The following is a 19,901-nucleotide window of genomic DNA, read 5'->3' as shown; positions in this document are numbered from 1 at the left end:
TAATTAATGTGATTTAAGATTTTCCGTTTCCGCAATACTGACATTTCTATTTTGGAAAGCAAACAACAAGACAACAATAAAACAAACCAATGGTACAAAATAGCCATATTGGAAATGTCCCGTTTTATCGGAGATAAAACCCAATATTGGAGGCAATAAAGCACCACCAACAATAGACATGACGATCAAACTAGAAGCAGATTTGGTATCGGCACCGATACCTTGTACACCAAATGCGAATATCGTCGGAAACATAATGGACATAAAAAATGCAATGCCAATCAGCGCATATAGGGTCTGAATACCTGATCCGAAGATGACAAATAGGGATAGAACGATCGCTATAGCGGAATAAATGATCAGGAGCTTGGATGCTGACACAAAACGCATAAAAAATGTACCGATAAACCGGCCCAACATAAAAGCCAATCCAGCGAACCCAGCATAATCGGCGCCATCCTTACCTGATATGCCGGCAGCTTCTGTTGCACATAATACAAGGAAGCTTAAAATACAAACTTGCGCTCCGACATAGAAAAATTGAGCCACCACTGCCCAACGCACATTTTTATGACGCAATGCATGGAAAAAACCGGCTCTACCTTCTTCCTCTGCATCTTTGATATCAGGTAATCTGGTAAAGAAAAACAAAGCAGCAATCAATAAGATCAATATCCCTAGTACCACATAAGGCAATTTCACAGCAGCTGTTTCCGACTGAATATATGCCATCTTTGCCTGCTCAGCCATTTGAGCCAGTTCCTCCTGTGTTTTAGGTTCATGGGATAAAATAAATTTTCCCCCAAAAATCGGAGCAACAAAGGCAGCAAGCCCATTAAAAGACTGCGCAAAATTTAGTCTTTGCGCCGACGAAGCTGGATCTCCCAAAATAGCGACATACGGATTTGCTGCAGTTTCCAGAATGGTAAGACCACAGGCAACAACGAACAAGGCCCCTAAAAAGAAAACATAACTTATCGTATTGGCCGCAGGTACAAATAGAAAACAGCCAATGGCAAAAAAGATCAATCCGATCAGAATACCAGCTTTATAGCCGTATCTTTTCATAATAATTCCAGCAGGAATCGCCATCACAAAATAAGCGATAAATACAGCCGAATCGACTAAGGAAGCCTGGAAATGTGTTAAACTAAACGCATTCCTCAAATGCGGAATTAAGATTGGATCAAGGTTATGAATAAATCCCCAAAAAAAGAACAAGGATGTCACCAAAATCAAGGCAAATGCGTAACTCTTTTTATTCGTCATATTTTTCAAATGGTTATAAGTAGTTATTTAATGTAAAATAAGCTTAAAAATGCTAGACAATATTCAAGTATATTATCAAATTATTAAGCTATATTACCATAGCTAAACTGAATTATGTAACTTTACTGCATATATTTCATAATTATGAAAGCACAGCTGCTTCATTTAAATAGCAATCTTGAGCATTCGTTCAACGCGAGAAGAGACGATACGCCCCAATACCATAATCTTTGGCATTACCATGAAGAACTGGAATTAATTTATTTTGCCAAAGGCTCAGGCACCCAATTTATTGGCGATAGCGTCCGGCGCTTTGAATCAGGCGATATTACCCTTGTTGGTTCAAACCTTCCTCACTATTGGTTATTTGACGAAATTTATCTTCAAGAGGAAGGAGCAGAAAGTGCAGATATTCGTGTAATTCATTTTAAGGAAAACTTTTGGGGAAATAATTTCATTAATTTACCTGAAAATAAATCCATCAAAGACCTTATACGTGTAGCCAAAAGAGGCATTTCATTATTGGAGAGCAGCCGACTAAAAACTGTGCAATTAATTGACGCTATCTTGGCAGCAACAGGTACCACACGTATTATTCATTTATTAGAAATCTTACAATTTATTTCGGCCGAAGAACAACATGACCTGTTAACGAGCCCCACTTTTACCATCCAGCTGCAAGATCAGGACGCCAACCGAATGCAGATTGCCATGCAATATATCGGTGAAAATTATCGCGACCAGATACGACTGCAGGAACTTGCTTCCCTAACGGGAATGACCCCCAATTCGTTCTGCCGTTATTTCAAATCACAAATCGGAAAAACACTCTTTCAGTTTCTGATCGAAATGCGTGTGAAGACAGCCTGCAATTTATTAATAGAAAACAAACAGACGGTGAAGCAGATCTGCTTTGAGTCAGGTTTTCAAAACTTTTCGAGCTTCCATAAATACTTCAAAAATGTAACTGGCACTACACCGCTCAGCTTTCAGCGATCAAAAACTTAAAACGATTTTACCCAATAAGCTTGAATCTTCCATCAATCGATGGGCTTCAGCAGCTTCCGCAAAAGGAAGCACACGGTATAAAGTAGGCTTGAAATGGCCAGCGCTAAGCTTCGGCCATACTTGAGACCAGATATCATCCCGTAGCACTTGCTTAAAATCACGGTCTCTCGCCCGCAGTGTACTTCCCGTTAAAACAATCCGTTTCTGCATTAATTTGAGCAAATTTAACTCGACTCTTGCGCTTTCCATCGCATTAATGTAAACCAACCGGCCATCAGGGTTCAATAGATTGATATTTTTCTCAAAATATGATCCGCCAATACTGTCTAAAATAACATCAACCCCCAAAGGCTTCAGCACCTCCAGAAAATCCTCCGTTTTATAATTTATTGTTTTGCTGGCTCCCAATGATTTACAAAAGCTAGCCTTTTCAGCTGAGCTGACTGTCGTATATACTATCGCACCAAACAAGGTCGCTAACTGAATGGCCGTACTGCCAATCCCACCAGCACCACCATGTACCAAAAAATGATCGTCGGCCTGCAACTTTCCCCTTCGAAAGACATTGTCCCAGACCGTAAAAACGGTCTCGGGCAGCGAGGCTGCCTCCGCAAAACCCAAATGGTCGGGAATAGGTAAACAATGTCCCTGATAGACTTTCGCATAGGAAGCATAGCCTCCACCGGCAACAAGTGCACATACACGATCACCAATAGCCCAATCGACCACATCCTTCCCTTTAGCGACTACAATCCCTGCTATTTCCAATCCCGGTATTCGCGCATCCACACCGGCTGGTGCCGGATAGTTGCCTTTACGCTGAAAGACATCAGGTCTATTTACTCCCGCAGCCTTTACTTCCACCAAAACTTCAAGTTCACCGATCTGCGGCATCTCTACATCGCGGACTTCCAAAACTTCCGGTCCACCCGGTTCAGTAATAATGACGGCTTTCATCATGATTTTTTTGGGTATTTCTGTAATCTTATATTGAGCGAAAGCATAAAATAACGAGCCAAACGATTGTTCCGAACATCTAAAATATCATTTCCCACCACGGCACGTGAAATACCAGTATTCTGATTCATCAGATCGAATCCCTGAAATCTCAACATACCCAAGTTATTCCTTCCAAAAGTATATTCCATATAGGCATTAATTATCGTCGGATTAATATTGTTCCATGAGCTCGAATAACCCGCATTAAATTTTTGAGAAAGCTCAAGGCCCATGGTAAAATGTTTCCCTAAATAAGCTTTAGATCCCAAACCAACAATTCCTGAATGCGCCGTGATATTATCTTGTACAGGCCAGTCAAATGTCGCCCTGTTTAAAGAATAGTTTCCATTTAATTCAGCTTCAAAGATATCACTCCAGGTATAGCGGAATTGAAGAGCTTGTGTAAACAAAAAGTGTCCACCAAAGCTCTTTTTATCATTGACATAGGAAATATTGTTGTAATAATCTGCATTACCATTCAAGCTCATCTGCAAATTATCCGACAATAAAGAAGCTGTAAACAAATAATAGCTCTTAATATCATAATAACCTTCTGTATTGCGATAGGTCGTTTTCTGTATCGTTGAATTGGGTTCAATTGTCCGGTTTGCTACAATCTTGTCATTTACCAAGTTAAAAGCCAGACTGGCTTCTAAATATTGCCCCCTTCGTGTAATGGACTTCCGATACTTTGAAACAATACTATGTGCAAATTCGGATTTCAAATCCTTATTTCCGATCACAATATTTTGTGTGTTGGTATTATCCACCACAGGCTGTATCTGATAGAAGCTAGGCTGGTTATTACGTCCATAATAGTCCATGGAAAGATCCTCTTCTTTGGTAAACTTCCATTTCAATCCAGCAGAAGGCACGAGGTTAACATTTGAATAGGAGGTTTTTATCAGTTTGTCCGTTGAGCTTCCCGTTAATTCGGAAGGCTGAACAGCAAAACCGAAGTTCACTTTCACTTTCTCGCTTAAATCTTGCCGGTAAATCATGCCGACTTTATTGCTAGCAAAGGAATAGTCGTACTTCAAACTAAGGGAGTCTACCAGTATGGGGCCGTTGTTAAAATTATTGTTATTATCAAAAGTGGAGCGGCGAGCATCAATTTTGGTATAGTCGAAATCGTAATTGATCTCCAAGGTACCACCTAAATCAACGGGCTCTACCAACGACAACCGACTTTGGATATTTTTATTCTCATTGCTGGAACGGACCATTTGATTCAGATAAGTCTCCGTTATTTTTGGCACGTTCGTACTGCTGTCGATCGCCCTATTAAAATCGCGCACTTCCTCATCTTTATCCAGGGAATTAAAATCCGTATGCAATGTATAAAGCACTTTCCGCCCCGGTTTAGTAAAACTTCGCACGTAAAAAAGATCTAAAGCTGCTGCAGGACTTTCTGTACTATTGGCCGCGCCATAGTTTCCCGTGCTACTCAACCGATTATTTTGGATCCTTCTATCTTTTAACGTATTGCTGGTCGAATTGGTCCAAGATAGTTTGGGCGATATTTTAAGCTGATCTTTGGGCGACAGCTTCATATCAAAATCCCAGTCCATTTTATGTATACGATCGATTGATTTTATCTTGTAGTCTTCATAATTACTAATCAAATTATTCGCTGCTTTGCCGTATCCATATATCGATTGTAATAAGGAATTTCCCTGGATATAATTATTGCGCTGCGTAAAGGAATACTTACCGCTTGCTGTTACCGTTTTAGAAAGCGGACTAGAGAAACTCCCCCCGACAGATCCGATTTTATTGACCCCATCTGTTGGATCCGCAAAGTCGGCTAGCTCGCCCATTTCCCTTTCCCGCTCCCCTCCATTGGGAGAACCGAAGGAAAAGAGATTGGTATTCGTATTATTCACCGATGCGATAACAGAGTACTCTTTACCGTCATTGAAACGATTCAGTCCAGCACTCCCCAAATAACGATCTACCGAACCACCGCCAAGCGTGGCTTGACCAAAAGTAATTTTCTTCTTATCATCTTTGAGCACGATATTCAGGACTTTTTCGGATTCAGCACTTTTAATTCCTTTTGCCGTCGCCTCATCACCATAAAAATCAATAACCTGTACACTTTTCACAAAATCTGCAGGAAGGTTACGTGTAGCGGTGAGCACATCGCCACCAAAGAATTTTTTTCCATCCACCTTAACAGAGGATATGGGCTTACCGAAGGCATAGACAGAACCATCACGGGACACCTGTATATTGGGCAATGCTTTAAGAGCCTCTTCTAAGAGTGCCCGACGATCAAATTGAAAGGCATCTAGGTTAAATTGAACAGTATCCTGCTTATATACAATGGGTTTATATTTTAGTACAACAACTTCTTTTAAAAGAGATACATGGGGAAACATGGTCAATTTTCCGACATCCAATTTAGCTGTCGTGCTATTATACAACGGATAACTACGCTCCAATATACTTAAGCCCAGCTGGCTACAGCTAATACGAATATCATTACCGAGTACACGATTAAAATGAAAATAACCTGATGCGGAAGTCGATGAGAACAAGGTATCGCGAGAACTCGTCAGATGAACACTAACGCCATTTAAGGGCCGTCCTGCAGTATCTACAACAATTCCATAAACTTCTTTTTTTGACACCTGCCCTAAAGCGCTTTTGGGTAAAAAAAACAAGTTCGTTATAGCTAAAAAAAGTACTAACCGGATAATATTCCCGCCCCTTAGTTCCATCAAATAGACTTTGCAATAATACAATTCAATATAAGAATTCTTAAGCTATTAACGTAAAAAGTTGTGATTTTGTATATAAAAAAACGAGCTGTTTTCTCAACAGCTCGTTTTTTACACTATTTTTTACAATTTATTATTCACCCGCAAAGGCAACCTTAACGAGGTGTTTGTCAATTTCCCAACGACCAGTACCGTCTTCGCCAATTACATCGAACAACTCAAGGATACGTCTTGCAACAAACTCCTCTTCTACTTGCTCTTCCAAGAACCATTGTACAAAATTAAAAGTAACATAATCCTTCGCTTTAGCACATTTATCGGCGATGTTGTTGAACTGTTCAGTAACAAACATCTCTTGTTCCAATGTTTGTTCAAAAACGCCACGGAACGATTCAAAATCTTGAGGGATACCTGTAACTTCCGGAGAAATTGCACGACCACCGCGGTTGTTGATATAATTGAAAAGCTTCAACATGTGCTCGCGCTCTTCGTTGGATTGCTTCGCAAAAAATTCTGAAGCATTTTCCAAACCTTGATCATCACACCATGAAGACATTGCCAAATATAACGCTGAAGAATGAGCTTCAACTTTAATCTGTGCATTCAATATATTTTCGATCTCTTCTTTCAAAGAAGATTTTAATTTCAATAAATCTTTCATATTTACCTTAAGTTTAATTTCTAAAACATCAACAGGTGAAACACATTATCACCTGATTACATTACAAAGATACAGTAGATCTTCAAAATCTGTATCAAGAATATGCAATACAAATTCAGTCTAAATTAGACATGAAAACCGCAACTTGTTTAGAATCAATACAATTACAAATACGTGATATTGATACTTTCAATAAGCGATAAATTAAAACAATAAGTGGCTTAAAGGCCTAAAAATCATTGAATGTCAATAAAACCAGAGGACGGCCTCATTGACACTTATTTAAATTAAAATTAAATAAGGTCTTTCCAAACAAAAAGCGGTGTACATCACAGACGTACACCGCTTTTTTCAATTCTTTTATATGTATAGCCTTATGCAAAAACTGCAAATGGCGAAACCTGTAAACAAGTTCTGACGACGCTATTCAATTCCATCATAAATTTAGCGCCATCTAACAATTCGCGCAACTGAAGTACTTCCTCTACAGCTAAGATGAAACATCTTTCCGTACGGAAAGGCATGATGATTTCAAAATCCGATGAACGTGTTGTATCGTGAAGCATGTGCTCAACATCAATCCCATCGATACGTTTCTTAAACTTCAAAAAATCCGATACCGAGAAAGAGGTGGTTTCATTATTATATTCCAACCAGAAACAATTTTTGCGGCTACATTGATAGACTGTACCTGCTGTGGTTGAAAAAACTTCCTCAACATTTGCTAACGGGCAAACCAATTCTGACATTTCTATTTCCCTTATCATTTAAATCGATCAAAAATAAATATTATTTATAATCAATCCAAGTAAAACAGAAGATTATTTTGATTTAATATAAATAAGCCTTTCAGCGAGTCGTGCGAAATGAATTTATCATGATTGGCAGACACCATTAGCGCTGAAAACCCACCGAAGTTTCCTTTTGGTCAATAACAAGAGCCAGTTATAAAAAAGGAGGTCAGTTGCTACTGACCTCCTATATTTACATCTATATTTTAATAGTTATTAATCGTATTCTTCTTCCTCTTCTTCTTCCTCTACGGCAAGAACTTCATTACGTCCATTGACAACTGTATTTTTCGTCTTTGTTTTATGTTTGTTAATCTGCCTACGCAAGGATTCTACAGCAATATCTGTCGCCTCCTCAAAGCTTTTCGCTTGCCCTTTCGCAAAAAGCTGGCTTCCGGGGATATTCAATTTAATTTCTGAAATTTTATTTGCCTCATCATCGACATTTTCCAATCGCAGGTAGCATTCGCCACCAATGATGGAATCCAAAAACTGTTCCAATTTTCCTGTTTTCTTTTTGATAAACTCGATTAGCTTTTGATCAGCAGTAAATCGAATGGATTGCACAGTAATGTTCATTTTTCCTCCTTTTTTTAAGCTTTTGGATGAGCTTGTTTATAAATTGACTTCAATCGTTCTGCTGAGTTATGCGTGTACACTTGTGTTGCCGCAAGCCCTGCATGCCCCAGCAGCTCTTTAATTGCATTTAAATCCGCCCCATTGTCCAACAGGGCCGTTGCGAAAGTATGTCTCAAAATATGAGGACTTCTCTTACCCTGAGTAGAAATCAGCGTCAATTGCCGATGTACAATATCATAGATCAGCTTGGCATATGCCGGCTTTCCTTCTTTCGTAACGATTAGTAAGCTGTTATTAGTATCAACAAATTGCGTCGCCTTTTGTTGCAAATAGTTTTTCAATTCTTTCAATAAAAGATTATTGATCGGAACCAAGCGTTCTTTGTTCCTTTTACCTAATATAAGAATATTTTTATTAAAAAAATCGATATCCTGCTCCTTAATTTTCAACAATTCGGCCAAGCGAATCCCGGTACCGAACAACAATTCCATAACCATATAATCGCGACAGGATTCAAATCCATCCTGCTCCTGTCCCATCTGATCCAATAAACGCACCAGCTTTTCCTTTTCAACGACTACAGGTAATTTTTTAGCAGTTTTTAACGCTTTAATGAGCGTCATGGGATTTTTCGCGATACACTCTTCTCTTTGCAAAAATTTAAAATAAGTCCGCATTGAAGACATACTCCGGTTGACTGAACTTGCATTTTTTCCAGACTCTACCATTTGTGCGAAATAGTGGCGTAAATCACGGTATACAATATCCGGCACAGTCAGTCCCTCACGACCCAAAAAAGACTGGAACATCTCCAGCTCATGCTTATAGGCAATAACCGTATGTTCTGAATACCTTTTTTCAATCTGCAAAAACCGAATAAACTCCTTTTCCAACATATTTTCCCTTGCTATATAGCTTAAATTACAAACTTAAAAGCACAAAAAAAAGGGAAAAGCAATGCTTTTCCCTTTATATTTTAAAATTCTCAGCGAATCAATTAGTTAGCTACATCTTGATTCAAAGATTGTTTGTAAATCGCTTTTTTCACTTGAATGCGACGAGTTACAGATCTCTTTTCGTAAGCTTGACGTGAACGCAACTCTCTTAAAACTCCAGTTTTTTCGAATTTCTTTTTGAAACGTTTCAATGCTCTATCTAAAGATTCTCCTTCTTTTACATTTACGATAATCATGCGTTATATATACCTCCTTTCGCCGCTTTTAAATTTAAAGTGGGACAAAGGTAAGCTATTTATTTTTAAAAAGGAAAACAAAATTATTTTTTATAACAATTCGAATTCTTCCAACAAAATTCTTAGCGGTTTCTCCTTCGTACACAATGCCGTATGCCAACCCAATTGTTTTGCTGTCGCCAGATGTTGAGGACTATCATCAATAAATAAAGTCTCCGCCGGATTCAATTGCTGCTCTTGCATGACCAATTCAAAAATCTCCGCATCTGGTTTGCGCATCCCTACTAAATGGGAGTAATAGGTTTTTTCAAAAAAACCTTCATTGTCGGCAACACCATATTTCTCATGAATATCATTCATACAATAGGCATAATGAATTGCATTGTTGTTACTTAACAAAAAGGTACGGTATCGATCTTTCAACTGGACTAAAATCTCATGATTACCCTGTGGTACACCGATCAGTAAACTGTTCCAGGCCGTATCAATCTGTGCGTCCGTCAGTGCTGGATTTTGGGTTAATTCTCTTATCCCCTCACGAAATTGCGTCGAATCAATTTTTCCTTTATCAAAATTATCAAAAAGTGCACTTTGACCATGATGTCCAAATACGGCATCAACATTTTCTATACCTAACTGAGTAAAAGCATCTTTCAATTTTACAAAGTCGATCATAAAGATCACATTCCCATAATCAAGAACAATATTTTTAATTTTTTCCATCGAATTATTTTGAAATATCGATACAAATATCGATAATTGCATCGTCAAAACGGCACAACGGCTGTTTAAATTGACAAAACAAAAGACCTGCTCCTATAGCTCAGTCGGTTAGAGTAGAAGACTCATAATCTAACTGGTTAAGGCGTTGAAAGTCAGGATTACATAATAAAAAAAGTGTTCTGATTGACATTGAAAAGTTAGAGTTTGAAAAAACTCAACAAGTTTAAAAAAAATACCTGTTTGACGACAGGCAAAACAACATAAGCGCCTATAGCTCAGTTGGTTAGAGTAGGAGACTCATAATCTCTTGGTCGCTGGTTCGAGCCCAGCTGGGCGCACAAAAAGCCGTTTCAGAAGAAATTTTGAAGCGGTTTTTTTTCATTTCTTTGAGCCGATTTCTTCGGCGAGACGGTCACGGGTAAATCGCCCCTATGGCTGGTTTTACATAGTTTTTTGTTGAACTTCACGCAAAACCGTAACAAATAGGTAACGGAAATTTTTGCGTGCTAATTGAAAAAATTATGGCAACCGTAAGCGCAAAGGTTTATGAACACCACAAGAAAGCAGATGGAACTTACAATGTAAAAATTTGTGTCCATCACAAAAGCGAAAGAAAGTTTATTGACACCAATCACTTTGTTGTCAAGAAGCAACTGACAAAGGATTTTAAAATCAAAGATCCTTTTATTGCAGACAAGGTCGAACAGCAGCTGAGAGATTATCGGAAGATGATAAGCGACCTCGACGACCGACTTGATTATTTTACAGCTACGTCACTGCGAGATTACTTGCGTGATAAGGACGAGGACATCGACTTCATTAAGTTTTGTAATCAACACATCGAACGCCTAAAAAAAGAGGGACGCGGTGGATCGGCCAAAAATCAAGCAGTAATCCGTAACAGCCTTGTCGATTATTTTAAACGGGCATCCGTTTCCATTAAGGAGATCAACTCCAATATGCTAATGGCCTACGAACGTTATCTAAGATCCGAGCGAACAATGACACGCTACAATCAAGATAACAAGCCAGTAGTTACCACCGAAAAAGGTTTATCGGATAGTGGATTGCATAATCACATGCGTGACTTACGGACATTATTCAATGCTGCACGAGAACTTTATAATAACGAAGACCTCGGAATATACCGTATCAAGCACTATCCATTCAAGAAATATAAGGTTGGTTCCCCACCCCTCACCAAAAAAAGGAATAATACGCTTGAACAGGTGTTGATTATTCGGGATTGTGTCACTAAACCCGGAAGCCGTGCAGAATTGGCTAAAGAACTTTATATGCTTTCGTTCTACCTCTGCGGAATGAATGCTGTAGACCTTTATCAAATAACAAAACGTGATATTAGGAACGGTCGTGTAGATTATAATCGCTCCAAGACGGAGGGTAAACGCAAAGACAATGCCTTTATCAGTATCAAGATTGTTGATGAGGCAAAACCTTTATTGGAGAAATATTTAGGAAAATTGCGTGAGCGTTATTCAAGTGCCAATTGCCTTAATTGGGCATTGTCAAAAGGCATGGAGCAATTGCGTAAGTTGACGGGAATACCCGAACTCACTTTATATTGGGCAAGGCACACTTTTGCGAATACGGCTCGTAACGATTGCCGAATGAGCAAGGACGATGTGGCTCTTGCGCTCAACCATGTCGACGAGGGCAACCGTACGACGGATATTTATATTGCCAAAGACTGGAAGATTGTGGATGACGTACAACGCAAAGTCATTGCACAGCTAAGAAAAGTCGAAATCAAGGTGATGAAGAAAATACAAGCAATGGACGAAACGGAAAGCATCGCCGCTTAATTATAATAACCGGATTACATGAGGTTAACTCCTCATGTAATTCTTTGTAATATTTTAAAATTGTAAATTTGATTGATTATGAAAAATGTAATTTGGTTTTTTATTACCTGCATCATTGCAACGATAGGCTTCTTTGCTGCTTTGTCTATGAAAACACCGTGGATTGGATTTGGCGTGGCTTTTGGTGTATGGTTGATCTTTTTATGGACGACAACAAAGCCGAGACGACAATGAAAGGGATTTGTTTGGAATCAAATTAAGCGTTAAGAATGTAAAGGAAATAAAGATTTTAAGCCACCATTCTTCCAATACTTTATAATTTCTATAATTATCTTTTCCGAACTTTTTATATCTTTGCTGTAATGTTGCGTAAGTACTCTGCCATATTATTTTTAATAGTTGCCCAAATTGTTATTCTGGGTCATGGCATTGTATCGCATCATCATCACACCGATATTGTCAATGATGGACATCATAAAGACAATGATAATCATCATAAAAACAGTAAGGAAACTCCTTTAGAGATTGCGTTTTCGGGTTTTATGCACACTGGTGAACATGCAGCATTTACCACTGCTGATGCCACTAAAATTGTAGTTTCCAAAGATGCAGAAAAATCAATAAAGGCATTGCCTGCCGATTTCACGGCTCCGGTTGCATATATTGTCATCTATCAAAAACATACCTTTCCACCGGATAGGCATACTGTTTACCAATCACCGCTCTACGGCGCATATTCCCTCCGAGGTCCTCCCTCTATCATCGTTGCTTAACTTTCATCCTCGAAAGTTAAAATTTGACTTTTGCTCTTGATATCACAGGGCAAATAATTTCTTTTTTACAACAAATTTTTAAAACGATGAAAAAATCATTCATAATAGCAGCATTCGCTGCCCTTACTCTTACGGCTTGCAATAACAGCGAAAAGTCTTCGACCGACAACAATTCCAATTCAGCACCATCTTCAACCGCTCCTACGATTAATCAGGATAGTATTGATAAGGCTCATGGACACTCCCATGACGCACCTGCTGTAAATCAGGATAGTATTGACAAAGCTCACGGGCATAAACATTAATAATTCCCGGAACATTCTTCTACCACTTATATTATGGCATTCCATCGCTATAATATAGGTGTGTGCATTCTTATAAGCAGTTCCTTGAAGTTTGTGCCGATTTAAATTCACTGTTCTAAATGAGATATATAAAAATAGTCTTATCAATAACCTTGTTGTTATTGATAACCGGGTCGGTGTATGCTCACGGCGTTGATGAGGATACCCAGACCTTTCTAAGCGGAAATTCGGGAGTAGCCTTTGTGCCGTTCCTCTATATCGGGGCAAAGCACATGCTTACCGGATATGACCACCTGTTGTTTCTTGTTGGGGTCATCTTTTTCCTTTATCGACCAAAAGAAGTATTGCTTTATGTGAGCTTTTTCACCATTGGGCACAGTATAACCCTTTTGTTGGGCGTACTGGCAGATATGGCAATCAACGCTTATCTGATTGATGCAATCATTGCACTGTCCATTGTATATAAAGGCTTTGACAATTTGGGTGGCTTCCAACGTTTTTTAGGTTATCAGCCTAATACAAAAGCAGCCGTTCTAATTTTTGGTCTTTTTCATGGTTTTGGGTTAGCCAGTAAATTGCAGGAATTAAGTTTTGACAGGACGGGACTTCTGACAAACCTCATCGGCTTTAATATCGGCGTAGAAATAGGTCAATTTATAGCCTTAGCCCTTGTACTTTTCATCATAACCAATTGGAGACGGTCGCCAAGTTTCATGAAGTTTTCAACCCTCACCAATACCCTGCTTATGGCAGCAGGTTTCTTATTGTTCGGCTATCAGTTAGTCGGTTATTTTAACTCTTAAAAAAAAATCAAAATGGCAGAAATAACGCATCAAATATTAGACAAAAAATCCATAGTCAAGCAGATACTAATTGCTTTGGTCGTAGGAACGATACTCTTGGTCGGTGCCGTACTTCCGGCAGAATATGGTATAGACCCTTTGGGTATAGGCAAAGCAACAGGATTTAGCAAGTTGTATGTTGGAGAGGCAAACACGGAGATGTTGGCTTCGGGGCCACATAAAATATTGCAACTTGAAAACGTCGGTTCAGGCGCAGAGGTACCCAAACCTGCTGCCGCAGGCAATCCTGCTCCTGCTACGCAACTTGCAGAACGCACAGACGAAGTTAATGTGGTCATACCAGCAGGAAAAGGACTGGAATATAAGGTGGACATGCTGAAACACGGAAATCTTCGCTATGAGTGGATTACGGACAAAGGAGAACTGTACTTTGATTTTCACGGTGAAGTCAAGAATAACAGCAACTACTTCGAAAGCTATACCATTGCCTATTCAAACAATATGGTGGGGTCATTGCTTGCACCGTTCGAGGGTCCACAGGGATGGTATTTCAAAAACAATTCAAATGAGGACATAACTGTCAAAATCAGAATGAAAGGACAGTATCTCCTTAAACAATAAATTCTAACAACATTATGACATGTTAAATAAAATCATTCATTTTTCAATTAAGAATAAGTTGGTAGTAGGACTATTTACCCTGGCATTGATATGCTGGGGTACATATTCCCTTACCAAACTTCCGATAGATGCCACACCTGATATCACAGACAATCAGGTCATGGTCATCACGGTGTCGCCTACGTTGGCGGCACAGGAAGTAGAACAACTGGTAACCTTTCCCGTGGAGCAAACGATGGTCAGTATTCCGGGGATTAAGGATATGCGTTCCTTTTCACGTTTCGGACTATCCATTGTCACCATCGTATTTGAAGAAAAGGTGGACATCTATTGGGGCAGACAACAGGTGCAGGAACGTCTGACCATAGCCTCAAAGAATATTCCAGAGGGGGTTGGGACACCTGAAATGGCACCTGTTACAACAGGTTTGGGCGAAATATTCCAATATGTAGTCCACCCCAAGAAAGGCTATGAAGATAAGTACGATGCAACGGAATTGAGAACCATTCAGGACTGGATTATCAAAAGGCAGTTATTGGGAACACCCGGGGTTGCCGAAGTGAGCGGTTTCGGTGGTTTCGTAAAACAATATCAGATAACCTTTGACCCCGATAAGCTGGCAAGTCAAAGTATAACCATATCCGATATATTCACTGCACTGGAAAAAAATAACCAGAATACAGGGGGAGCTTATATTGACAAAGGTCCGAATGCCTATTTTATTCGGAGTGAGGGTTTGGTAAAGAACATTGACGAAATTAAAAGCATCGTTGTCAAAAAAGAGAGCGGTACACCCGTGTATATCCGTGATGTCGCCGAGGTGGGTTTTGGCAATGGCCCACGCTACGGTGCGGCCACCAGAAACGGACAGGGTGAAACGGTTACGGGTATCGTTATGATGCTGAAAGGAGCCAATTCATCGGAAGTTATTTCCAATGTAAAGGATAAAATCGAGGAAATACAGAAAGGTCTTCCAGAGGGTGTTGAAATCGAACCATTCCTTGACCGTAAAAAATTAGTAGACGGGGCTATTTCAACGGTTTCTACCAATCTTATCGAGGGAGCTTTGATTGTAATCTTTGTGCTGATTGTATTTCTTGGCAATCTTCGAGGTGGGCTTGTCGTAGCATCGGTCATCCCTTTGGCAATGCTGTTCGCTATTTGCATGATGAACCTTTTTGGCGTTTCCGGTAACCTGATGAGCCTTGGCGCGATTGACTTCGGAATTATTGTCGATGGAACGGTCATTATAGTGGAGGCAGTCATGCACCGTATAACGGGAAGCAGAGCCCGATATGGCGGGGTGGAAAAACTTACACAAGACCAAATGGATGAGGAAGTGTATGAAAGCTCACGCAAAATCCGAACAGCCGCCGCTTTTGGCGAAATCATTATCCTCATCGTTTACCTCCCACTGTTGGCTTTGGTTGGTGTTGAGGGCAAGATGTTCACGCCTATGGCGCAGACGGTATCCTTTGCCATTTTAGGAGCATTTATTCTTTCTTTTACCTACGTACCGATGATGTCGGCTTTGGTATTGAGCAAGAAGACATCGCATAAGGAAAATTTTTCTGATAGGATGATGAACGCTATACAAAGAGTGTATTCCCCTATTATCAACGGTGCGATGAAACGAAAACTTTTAGTGGTATCGGTTGCGGCAGTATTATTCATCATCACGCTTATTACATTCAATAAAATGGGAGCTGAATTTATCCCGCAATTAGACGAGGGCGATTTTGCCGTGGAAACAAGGGTTCCCGTCGGAAGTTCCATAAACCAAATGATAGACGTTTCCCAAAAAGCACAAACTATTTTATTGAAGAATTATCCCGAAGTAAAACAGGTGGTTAACAAAATCGGTTCGGGTGAAATACCTACTGACCCGATGCCTATTGAAGCGGGTGACATGATGGTGGTTTTGAAACCTAAGAAAGAATGGACAAGTGCAGAAACAAGGGAAGAACTTATTGAAAAGATGCAACAATCCCTCTCTGTTATTCCAAATGCAACATTCAGCTTCCAACAGCCTATCCAGATGCGTTTCAACGAGCTTCTTACCGGAGCAAAGCAGGATGTGGTATTAAAAATTTATGGGGAGGACTTAGATATACTTTCCGATTTGGCTTCGGATGTTGGCAGGAAAATCAAATCCATTGATGGCGTTGAAGACCTGTATGTGGAAGAAATAACAGGTTTGCCACAAATCAATATTCAATTTAACCGTGACAAAATTGGTCAATACGGCATGAATATAGAAGATGTAAACAGTGCCATTTCAGCAGGGTTTGCAGGCGAGGTTGCAGGTCTGGTTTATGAGGGCGAACGCCGATTTGATTTGGTGGTCAGGCTTGACAGTGCTTCCCGTGTAGATATTACCGATGTACAGAACCTGTTTGTAAGTACACCGGAGGGGCAACAAATTCCGTTGAGCGAGGTTGCAGAAATCAGCTATAAGCCGGGTCCTGTTCAGATACAGCGAGATAACGCAAAAAGACGGATTACGGTAGGCTTCAATGTCCGTAATCGGGATGTTAAGAGTATCGTAAATGACATTCAGGATATTATCGCCGCTAAAGTAAAAATGCCTGCGGGTTATTATGTTACCTATGGCGGTCAATTCAAAAACCTTGAAGAAGCCAATGCCCGGCTCGCAGTAGCGTTACCTGTAGCCCTATTGCTGATTTTGGTGCTTTTATATTTTACGTTCCATTCATTAAAACAGGGACTACTGATATTCAGTGCCATCCCACTGTCGGCTATCGGTGGAGTGTTCGCTTTACTGATAAGGGATATGCCATTCAGTATATCTGCCGGAGTTGGGTTTATCGCACTTTTTGGCGTTGCCGTATTGAATGGGATTGTATTGATTGCAGAGTTCAACCGATTGGAGAAAGAGGGTGTATCGGATATTTACGAACGGGTGCGTATTGGTACACGGGTAAGACTAAGACCCGTGTTGATGACAGCAAGCGTAGCTTCGTTAGGCTTTCTGCCAATGGCGTTATCATCCTCATCCGGGGCCGAAGTACAACGTCCTTTGGCAACGGTGGTAATCGGTGGATTGGTTACGGCAACGGTTTTGACTTTGGTCGTACTGCCTGTACTCTATATCTATTTTACCCGACCATCAAAAAAAGTTAAAAGTTTACCTGCCGCTATCCTGATTTTAGGCTTTTTCCTATTACCATCATTGGGCAATGCTCAAAATATTGGCGGTCAATCTACGAGGACACTTACCTTGCAGCAATCTATTGATGAAGCCTTGAAGAGCAATGCACAGGTAAAAATTGCCGATTATGACATCAGCTTGCAGCAGACGCTCAAAAAAGGAAGCATTACCATGCCCAAGACGGAATTTTCTTATACGCAGGGCGTAGTCAGTAATCCTACCATAACGGATAACCTGCTCGTCGTCGGACAACGGATAGATTTCCCGACCGTGTACGGCAACCAGTCGAGACTGGCACAGGAGAAAATAAAGAGTAGCGAAGCCTATAAAGCCGTGACAAAAAATGACCTTGTACGTAGTGTAAAACTGGCTTACGTTCAGTACCAGTATGCGTTGGAACGAAAAGCACTTTGGGTGGGGCTTGACAGTATTTATGTAAAACTAAGCAAGGCAAGCAATATAAGATATAGAACCGGAGAAGCGACCAGTTTGGAAAACATCACTTCATCGGTGCAGTCAAAGCAGATACAAAATGAACTTGAAAAGAGTAATGCCGATATAAGAATCGCCAAACAACTTCTTCAGACACTTTTGAATACATCGGATGATATTACTATTAAGAACACATCATTGGTGGAGAGAGAGCTTTTATTGTCTCAACAAGTTGTGTCATCTACGGATAATCCATTGCTAAGCTATCTGCGACAGGAAATAGCAGTAAACCGACAGACTACCTCTTTAGAGAGAAGCAAAATGTTGCCCGACATCATTCTTGGATTTAACAGCCAAACCTACAAAGGGTTACAAACCATAAATGGCGTTGACCGTACCTACACGGGCAAAGACAGGTTCAACTTTTTTCAGATTGGAGTAGCTATCCCTTTATTTCCGGGCGGTTATCGGTCGAGAATAAATGCGTCGAAAATCAACGAGCAGAAATCACAGGCAGAGGTTGAACTTGCGACCACGAACCTAAACGGCAGACTGAAAGAACTTGTACAGGAATATACCAAATTCCAGAAATCGCTTAGCTATTATCAGCAAGAGGCATTGCCACAGGCTAATCTGATTATAAATAACTCGGATAAAAGTTTCAGGAGCGGTGATATATCTTATACCCAGCATTTACAGAACCTCACCCTATCGAGCAATATCCATTCGGAATATCTGGATAACCTGTACAACTATAACCGGGTAGTGATTTCAATAGAAGCGATTTTAGGCAACAAGTAATTAAAAATTTTAAAGAAATGACAAAATTATCAATTAAATATTTACCGTTACTGCTCGTTGCGATGATGGCAGTATCTTCTTGTAAAGACAAAAAAGACGGTGATACGGAAAGTCAAGAAGTCCCTGAACAGGCTACGACCGACACTGCGGCAAATGGTACCAAAACCATGACGTTTACGGACGACCAATATAAGCTATCTGATATTCAGACAGGCAAAATAGAAAGCCGTAACCTAAGCAGCATTATAAAAATGACGGGGGTCATCGATGCCGAGCCAGAAAGCGAAGCCTCCGTATCCGCACCTTTGGGCGGATACATCAAGACAGCCGGACTGTTACCGGGGCAACAGGTGAAAAAAGGACAGCTATTAGCTACATTGGAAAACCCTGAATTTATTGTTATCCAACAACAATATCTGGAGAGCCTCGGTCGACTTGAATATTTGGAAGAAGAATATAAAAGACAGCAAGAGTTAAGAGATGAAGATATCAACGCTACCAAAACTTTTCAGCAGGTCAGTGCTGACCTGAAAGTGATGAAAGCCCAAATTTCAGGTTTGGAGCAGCAGATGGCATTGATAGGGATTAGCAGCTCGGCTTTGAAGAAAAGCGGAAGCATTTCCAGAACAGCAAATATCTATGCCCCTATAGGTGGATACATAAAAGCCAGCAATGTTAATATCGGGAAATACGTGGCAGCCACCGATGTGCTTTTCGAAATCATGGGGACAAATAACCTGCATCTTGCATTGAATGCCTTTGAGAAAGATTTAGGCAAAATCCGTCCGGGACAATCGGTTAAGTTCTCATTATCCAATGAAAACAGGTACGACAGGACAGCCAAAGTATTTCTGGTCGGACAGGCTGCGGACAATAACAAAATGATACCCGTACTTTGTCGTTTTTCCCAAGAAACCGGTTTGCTTCCGGGTATGTATGTGAAAGCACTACTTGAAACCGGAGCGGAACAACAGAATGCTGTCCCAACTAATGCCCTCGTTCAGTTAGAGGGAATGGACTATATTATTGTTCAGACAAATCAGGCAAAAGAAAGCTATACGTTCCAATTAATTCCGGTTTCAAAAGGTGTTGAGCAGGCAGGCTACACAGCTATTGAATTGCCATCAACGGTTAATGAAGATGAGCTTACGGTCGTTACCAAGAATGCTTATACCATTCTTTCAGCAATTAGAAACGCCGAAGAGGAAGAATAAGACCATTCA

18 protein-coding genes and 1 tRNA gene are annotated in these 19,901 nt (G+C 40.2%); 10 read left to right on the top strand and 9 right to left on the bottom strand.

Annotated features, from left to right (window positions below; all coding sequences use genetic code 11):
- Positions 1–3: 3 nt before the first annotated feature.
- Complete coding sequence (gene fucP / locus A9970_RS20955; RefSeq protein ID WP_182983567.1) at positions 4–1,269, bottom strand: L-fucose:H+ symporter permease; 1,266 nt, start codon at positions 1,267–1,269, stop codon at positions 4–6.
- 144 nt (positions 1,270–1,413) lie between these two features.
- Between fucP and A9970_RS20950 the strand changes: the two genes are divergently transcribed.
- On the top strand, positions 1,414–2,277 hold the full coding sequence (locus A9970_RS20950; protein WP_182983566.1) for an AraC family transcriptional regulator: 864 nt from the start codon (positions 1,414–1,416) through the stop codon (positions 2,275–2,277).
- On the opposite strand, the gene A9970_RS20945 is transcribed toward A9970_RS20950, so the two are convergent.
- From A9970_RS20945 to A9970_RS20910, 8 genes are all read right to left on the bottom strand, one after another.
- Complete coding sequence (locus tag A9970_RS20945) at positions 2,266–3,237, bottom strand: NAD(P)H-quinone oxidoreductase (protein ID WP_310889301.1); 972 nt, start codon at positions 3,235–3,237, stop codon at positions 2,266–2,268. The two genes, A9970_RS20950 and A9970_RS20945, sit on opposite strands and share 12 nt — an antisense overlap.
- Positions 3,234–5,912, bottom strand: a complete 2,679-nt coding sequence (locus A9970_RS28955; protein ID WP_310889300.1) for a TonB-dependent receptor — start codon at positions 5,910–5,912, stop codon at positions 3,234–3,236. The genes A9970_RS20945 and A9970_RS28955 overlap by 4 nt, the downstream gene beginning before the upstream one ends.
- A 223-nt stretch (positions 5,913–6,135) precedes the next feature.
- A complete protein-coding gene (locus A9970_RS20935) occupies positions 6,136–6,663 on the bottom strand; it encodes a ferritin (protein WP_075993930.1) in 528 nt (175 codons plus the stop codon).
- Between the two features lie 374 nt (positions 6,664–7,037).
- The gene (locus tag A9970_RS20930) at positions 7,038–7,430 is read right to left on the bottom strand and encodes a DUF6686 family protein (protein ID WP_259655449.1); all 393 of its coding nucleotides are present in this window, start codon (positions 7,428–7,430) and stop codon (positions 7,038–7,040) included.
- Between the two features lie 240 nt (positions 7,431–7,670).
- Positions 7,671–8,033: a ribosome hibernation-promoting factor, HPF/YfiA family gene (hpf, locus tag A9970_RS20925; protein ID WP_153845144.1), complete on the bottom strand. Its 363-nt coding sequence runs from the start codon at positions 8,031–8,033 to the stop codon at positions 7,671–7,673.
- A 14-nt stretch (positions 8,034–8,047) separates the two neighbouring features.
- Positions 8,048–8,929: a tyrosine-type recombinase/integrase gene (locus tag A9970_RS20920; RefSeq protein WP_182983564.1), complete on the bottom strand. Its 882-nt coding sequence runs from the start codon at positions 8,927–8,929 to the stop codon at positions 8,048–8,050.
- Between the two features lie 101 nt (positions 8,930–9,030).
- Positions 9,031–9,225: a 30S ribosomal protein S21 gene (gene rpsU / locus A9970_RS20915; protein ID WP_046672133.1), complete on the bottom strand. Its 195-nt coding sequence runs from the start codon at positions 9,223–9,225 to the stop codon at positions 9,031–9,033.
- A 90-nt stretch (positions 9,226–9,315) separates the two neighbouring features.
- A complete protein-coding gene (locus A9970_RS20910; RefSeq protein WP_182983563.1) occupies positions 9,316–9,948 on the bottom strand; it encodes an HAD family phosphatase in 633 nt (210 codons plus the stop codon).
- 264 nt (positions 9,949–10,212) lie between these two features.
- Between A9970_RS20910 and A9970_RS20905 the strand changes: the two genes are divergently transcribed.
- The 9 genes from A9970_RS20905 (at position 10,213) to A9970_RS20865 (ending at position 19,892) form a co-directional block, all read left to right on the top strand.
- Positions 10,213–10,286: transfer RNA gene (locus tag A9970_RS20905), tRNA-Ile, on the top strand.
- Between the two features lie 183 nt (positions 10,287–10,469).
- Positions 10,470–11,771: a site-specific integrase gene (locus A9970_RS20900; RefSeq protein WP_182983562.1), complete on the top strand. Its 1,302-nt coding sequence runs from the start codon at positions 10,470–10,472 to the stop codon at positions 11,769–11,771.
- A 78-nt stretch (positions 11,772–11,849) separates the two neighbouring features.
- Positions 11,850–12,005 carry a hypothetical protein gene (locus tag A9970_RS20895; protein ID WP_182983561.1) on the top strand — a complete coding sequence of 52 codons (156 nt, stop codon included), beginning with the start codon at positions 11,850–11,852 and terminating at the stop codon, positions 12,003–12,005.
- 128 nt (positions 12,006–12,133) lie between these two features.
- Positions 12,134–12,544 (top strand): hypothetical protein, encoded by a 411-nt coding sequence (locus tag A9970_RS20890; protein ID WP_182983560.1) that lies wholly within the window; start codon positions 12,134–12,136, stop codon positions 12,542–12,544.
- An 86-nt stretch (positions 12,545–12,630) separates the two neighbouring features.
- Positions 12,631–12,849 carry a lipoprotein gene (locus A9970_RS20885; protein ID WP_182983559.1) on the top strand — a complete coding sequence of 73 codons (219 nt, stop codon included), beginning with the start codon at positions 12,631–12,633 and terminating at the stop codon, positions 12,847–12,849.
- A gap of 119 nt (positions 12,850–12,968) precedes the next feature.
- Positions 12,969–13,652, top strand: coding sequence for a HupE/UreJ family protein (locus tag A9970_RS20880; protein ID WP_182983558.1), 684 nt, complete (start codon positions 12,969–12,971; stop codon positions 13,650–13,652).
- A 12-nt stretch (positions 13,653–13,664) separates the two neighbouring features.
- Positions 13,665–14,273 (top strand): hypothetical protein, encoded by a 609-nt coding sequence (locus tag A9970_RS20875; RefSeq protein ID WP_182983557.1) that lies wholly within the window; start codon positions 13,665–13,667, stop codon positions 14,271–14,273.
- Positions 14,274–14,292: 19 nt separating this feature from the next.
- Positions 14,293–18,678, top strand: a complete 4,386-nt coding sequence (locus A9970_RS20870; protein WP_182983556.1) for a CusA/CzcA family heavy metal efflux RND transporter — start codon at positions 14,293–14,295, stop codon at positions 18,676–18,678.
- Positions 18,679–18,695: 17 nt separating this feature from the next.
- Positions 18,696–19,892, top strand: coding sequence for an efflux RND transporter periplasmic adaptor subunit (locus tag A9970_RS20865; protein ID WP_182983555.1), 1,197 nt, complete (start codon positions 18,696–18,698; stop codon positions 19,890–19,892).
- Positions 19,893–19,901: the final 9 nt, after the last annotated feature.

The sequence above is a fragment of the Sphingobacterium sp. UME9 genome (assembly GCF_014170215.1).
Classification (GTDB): Bacteria; Bacteroidota; Bacteroidia; order Sphingobacteriales; family Sphingobacteriaceae; genus Sphingobacterium; species Sphingobacterium paramultivorum.
Note: the sequence above shows the minus strand (reverse complement) of the source record. Positions and strands in the feature narration are given on the sequence as shown.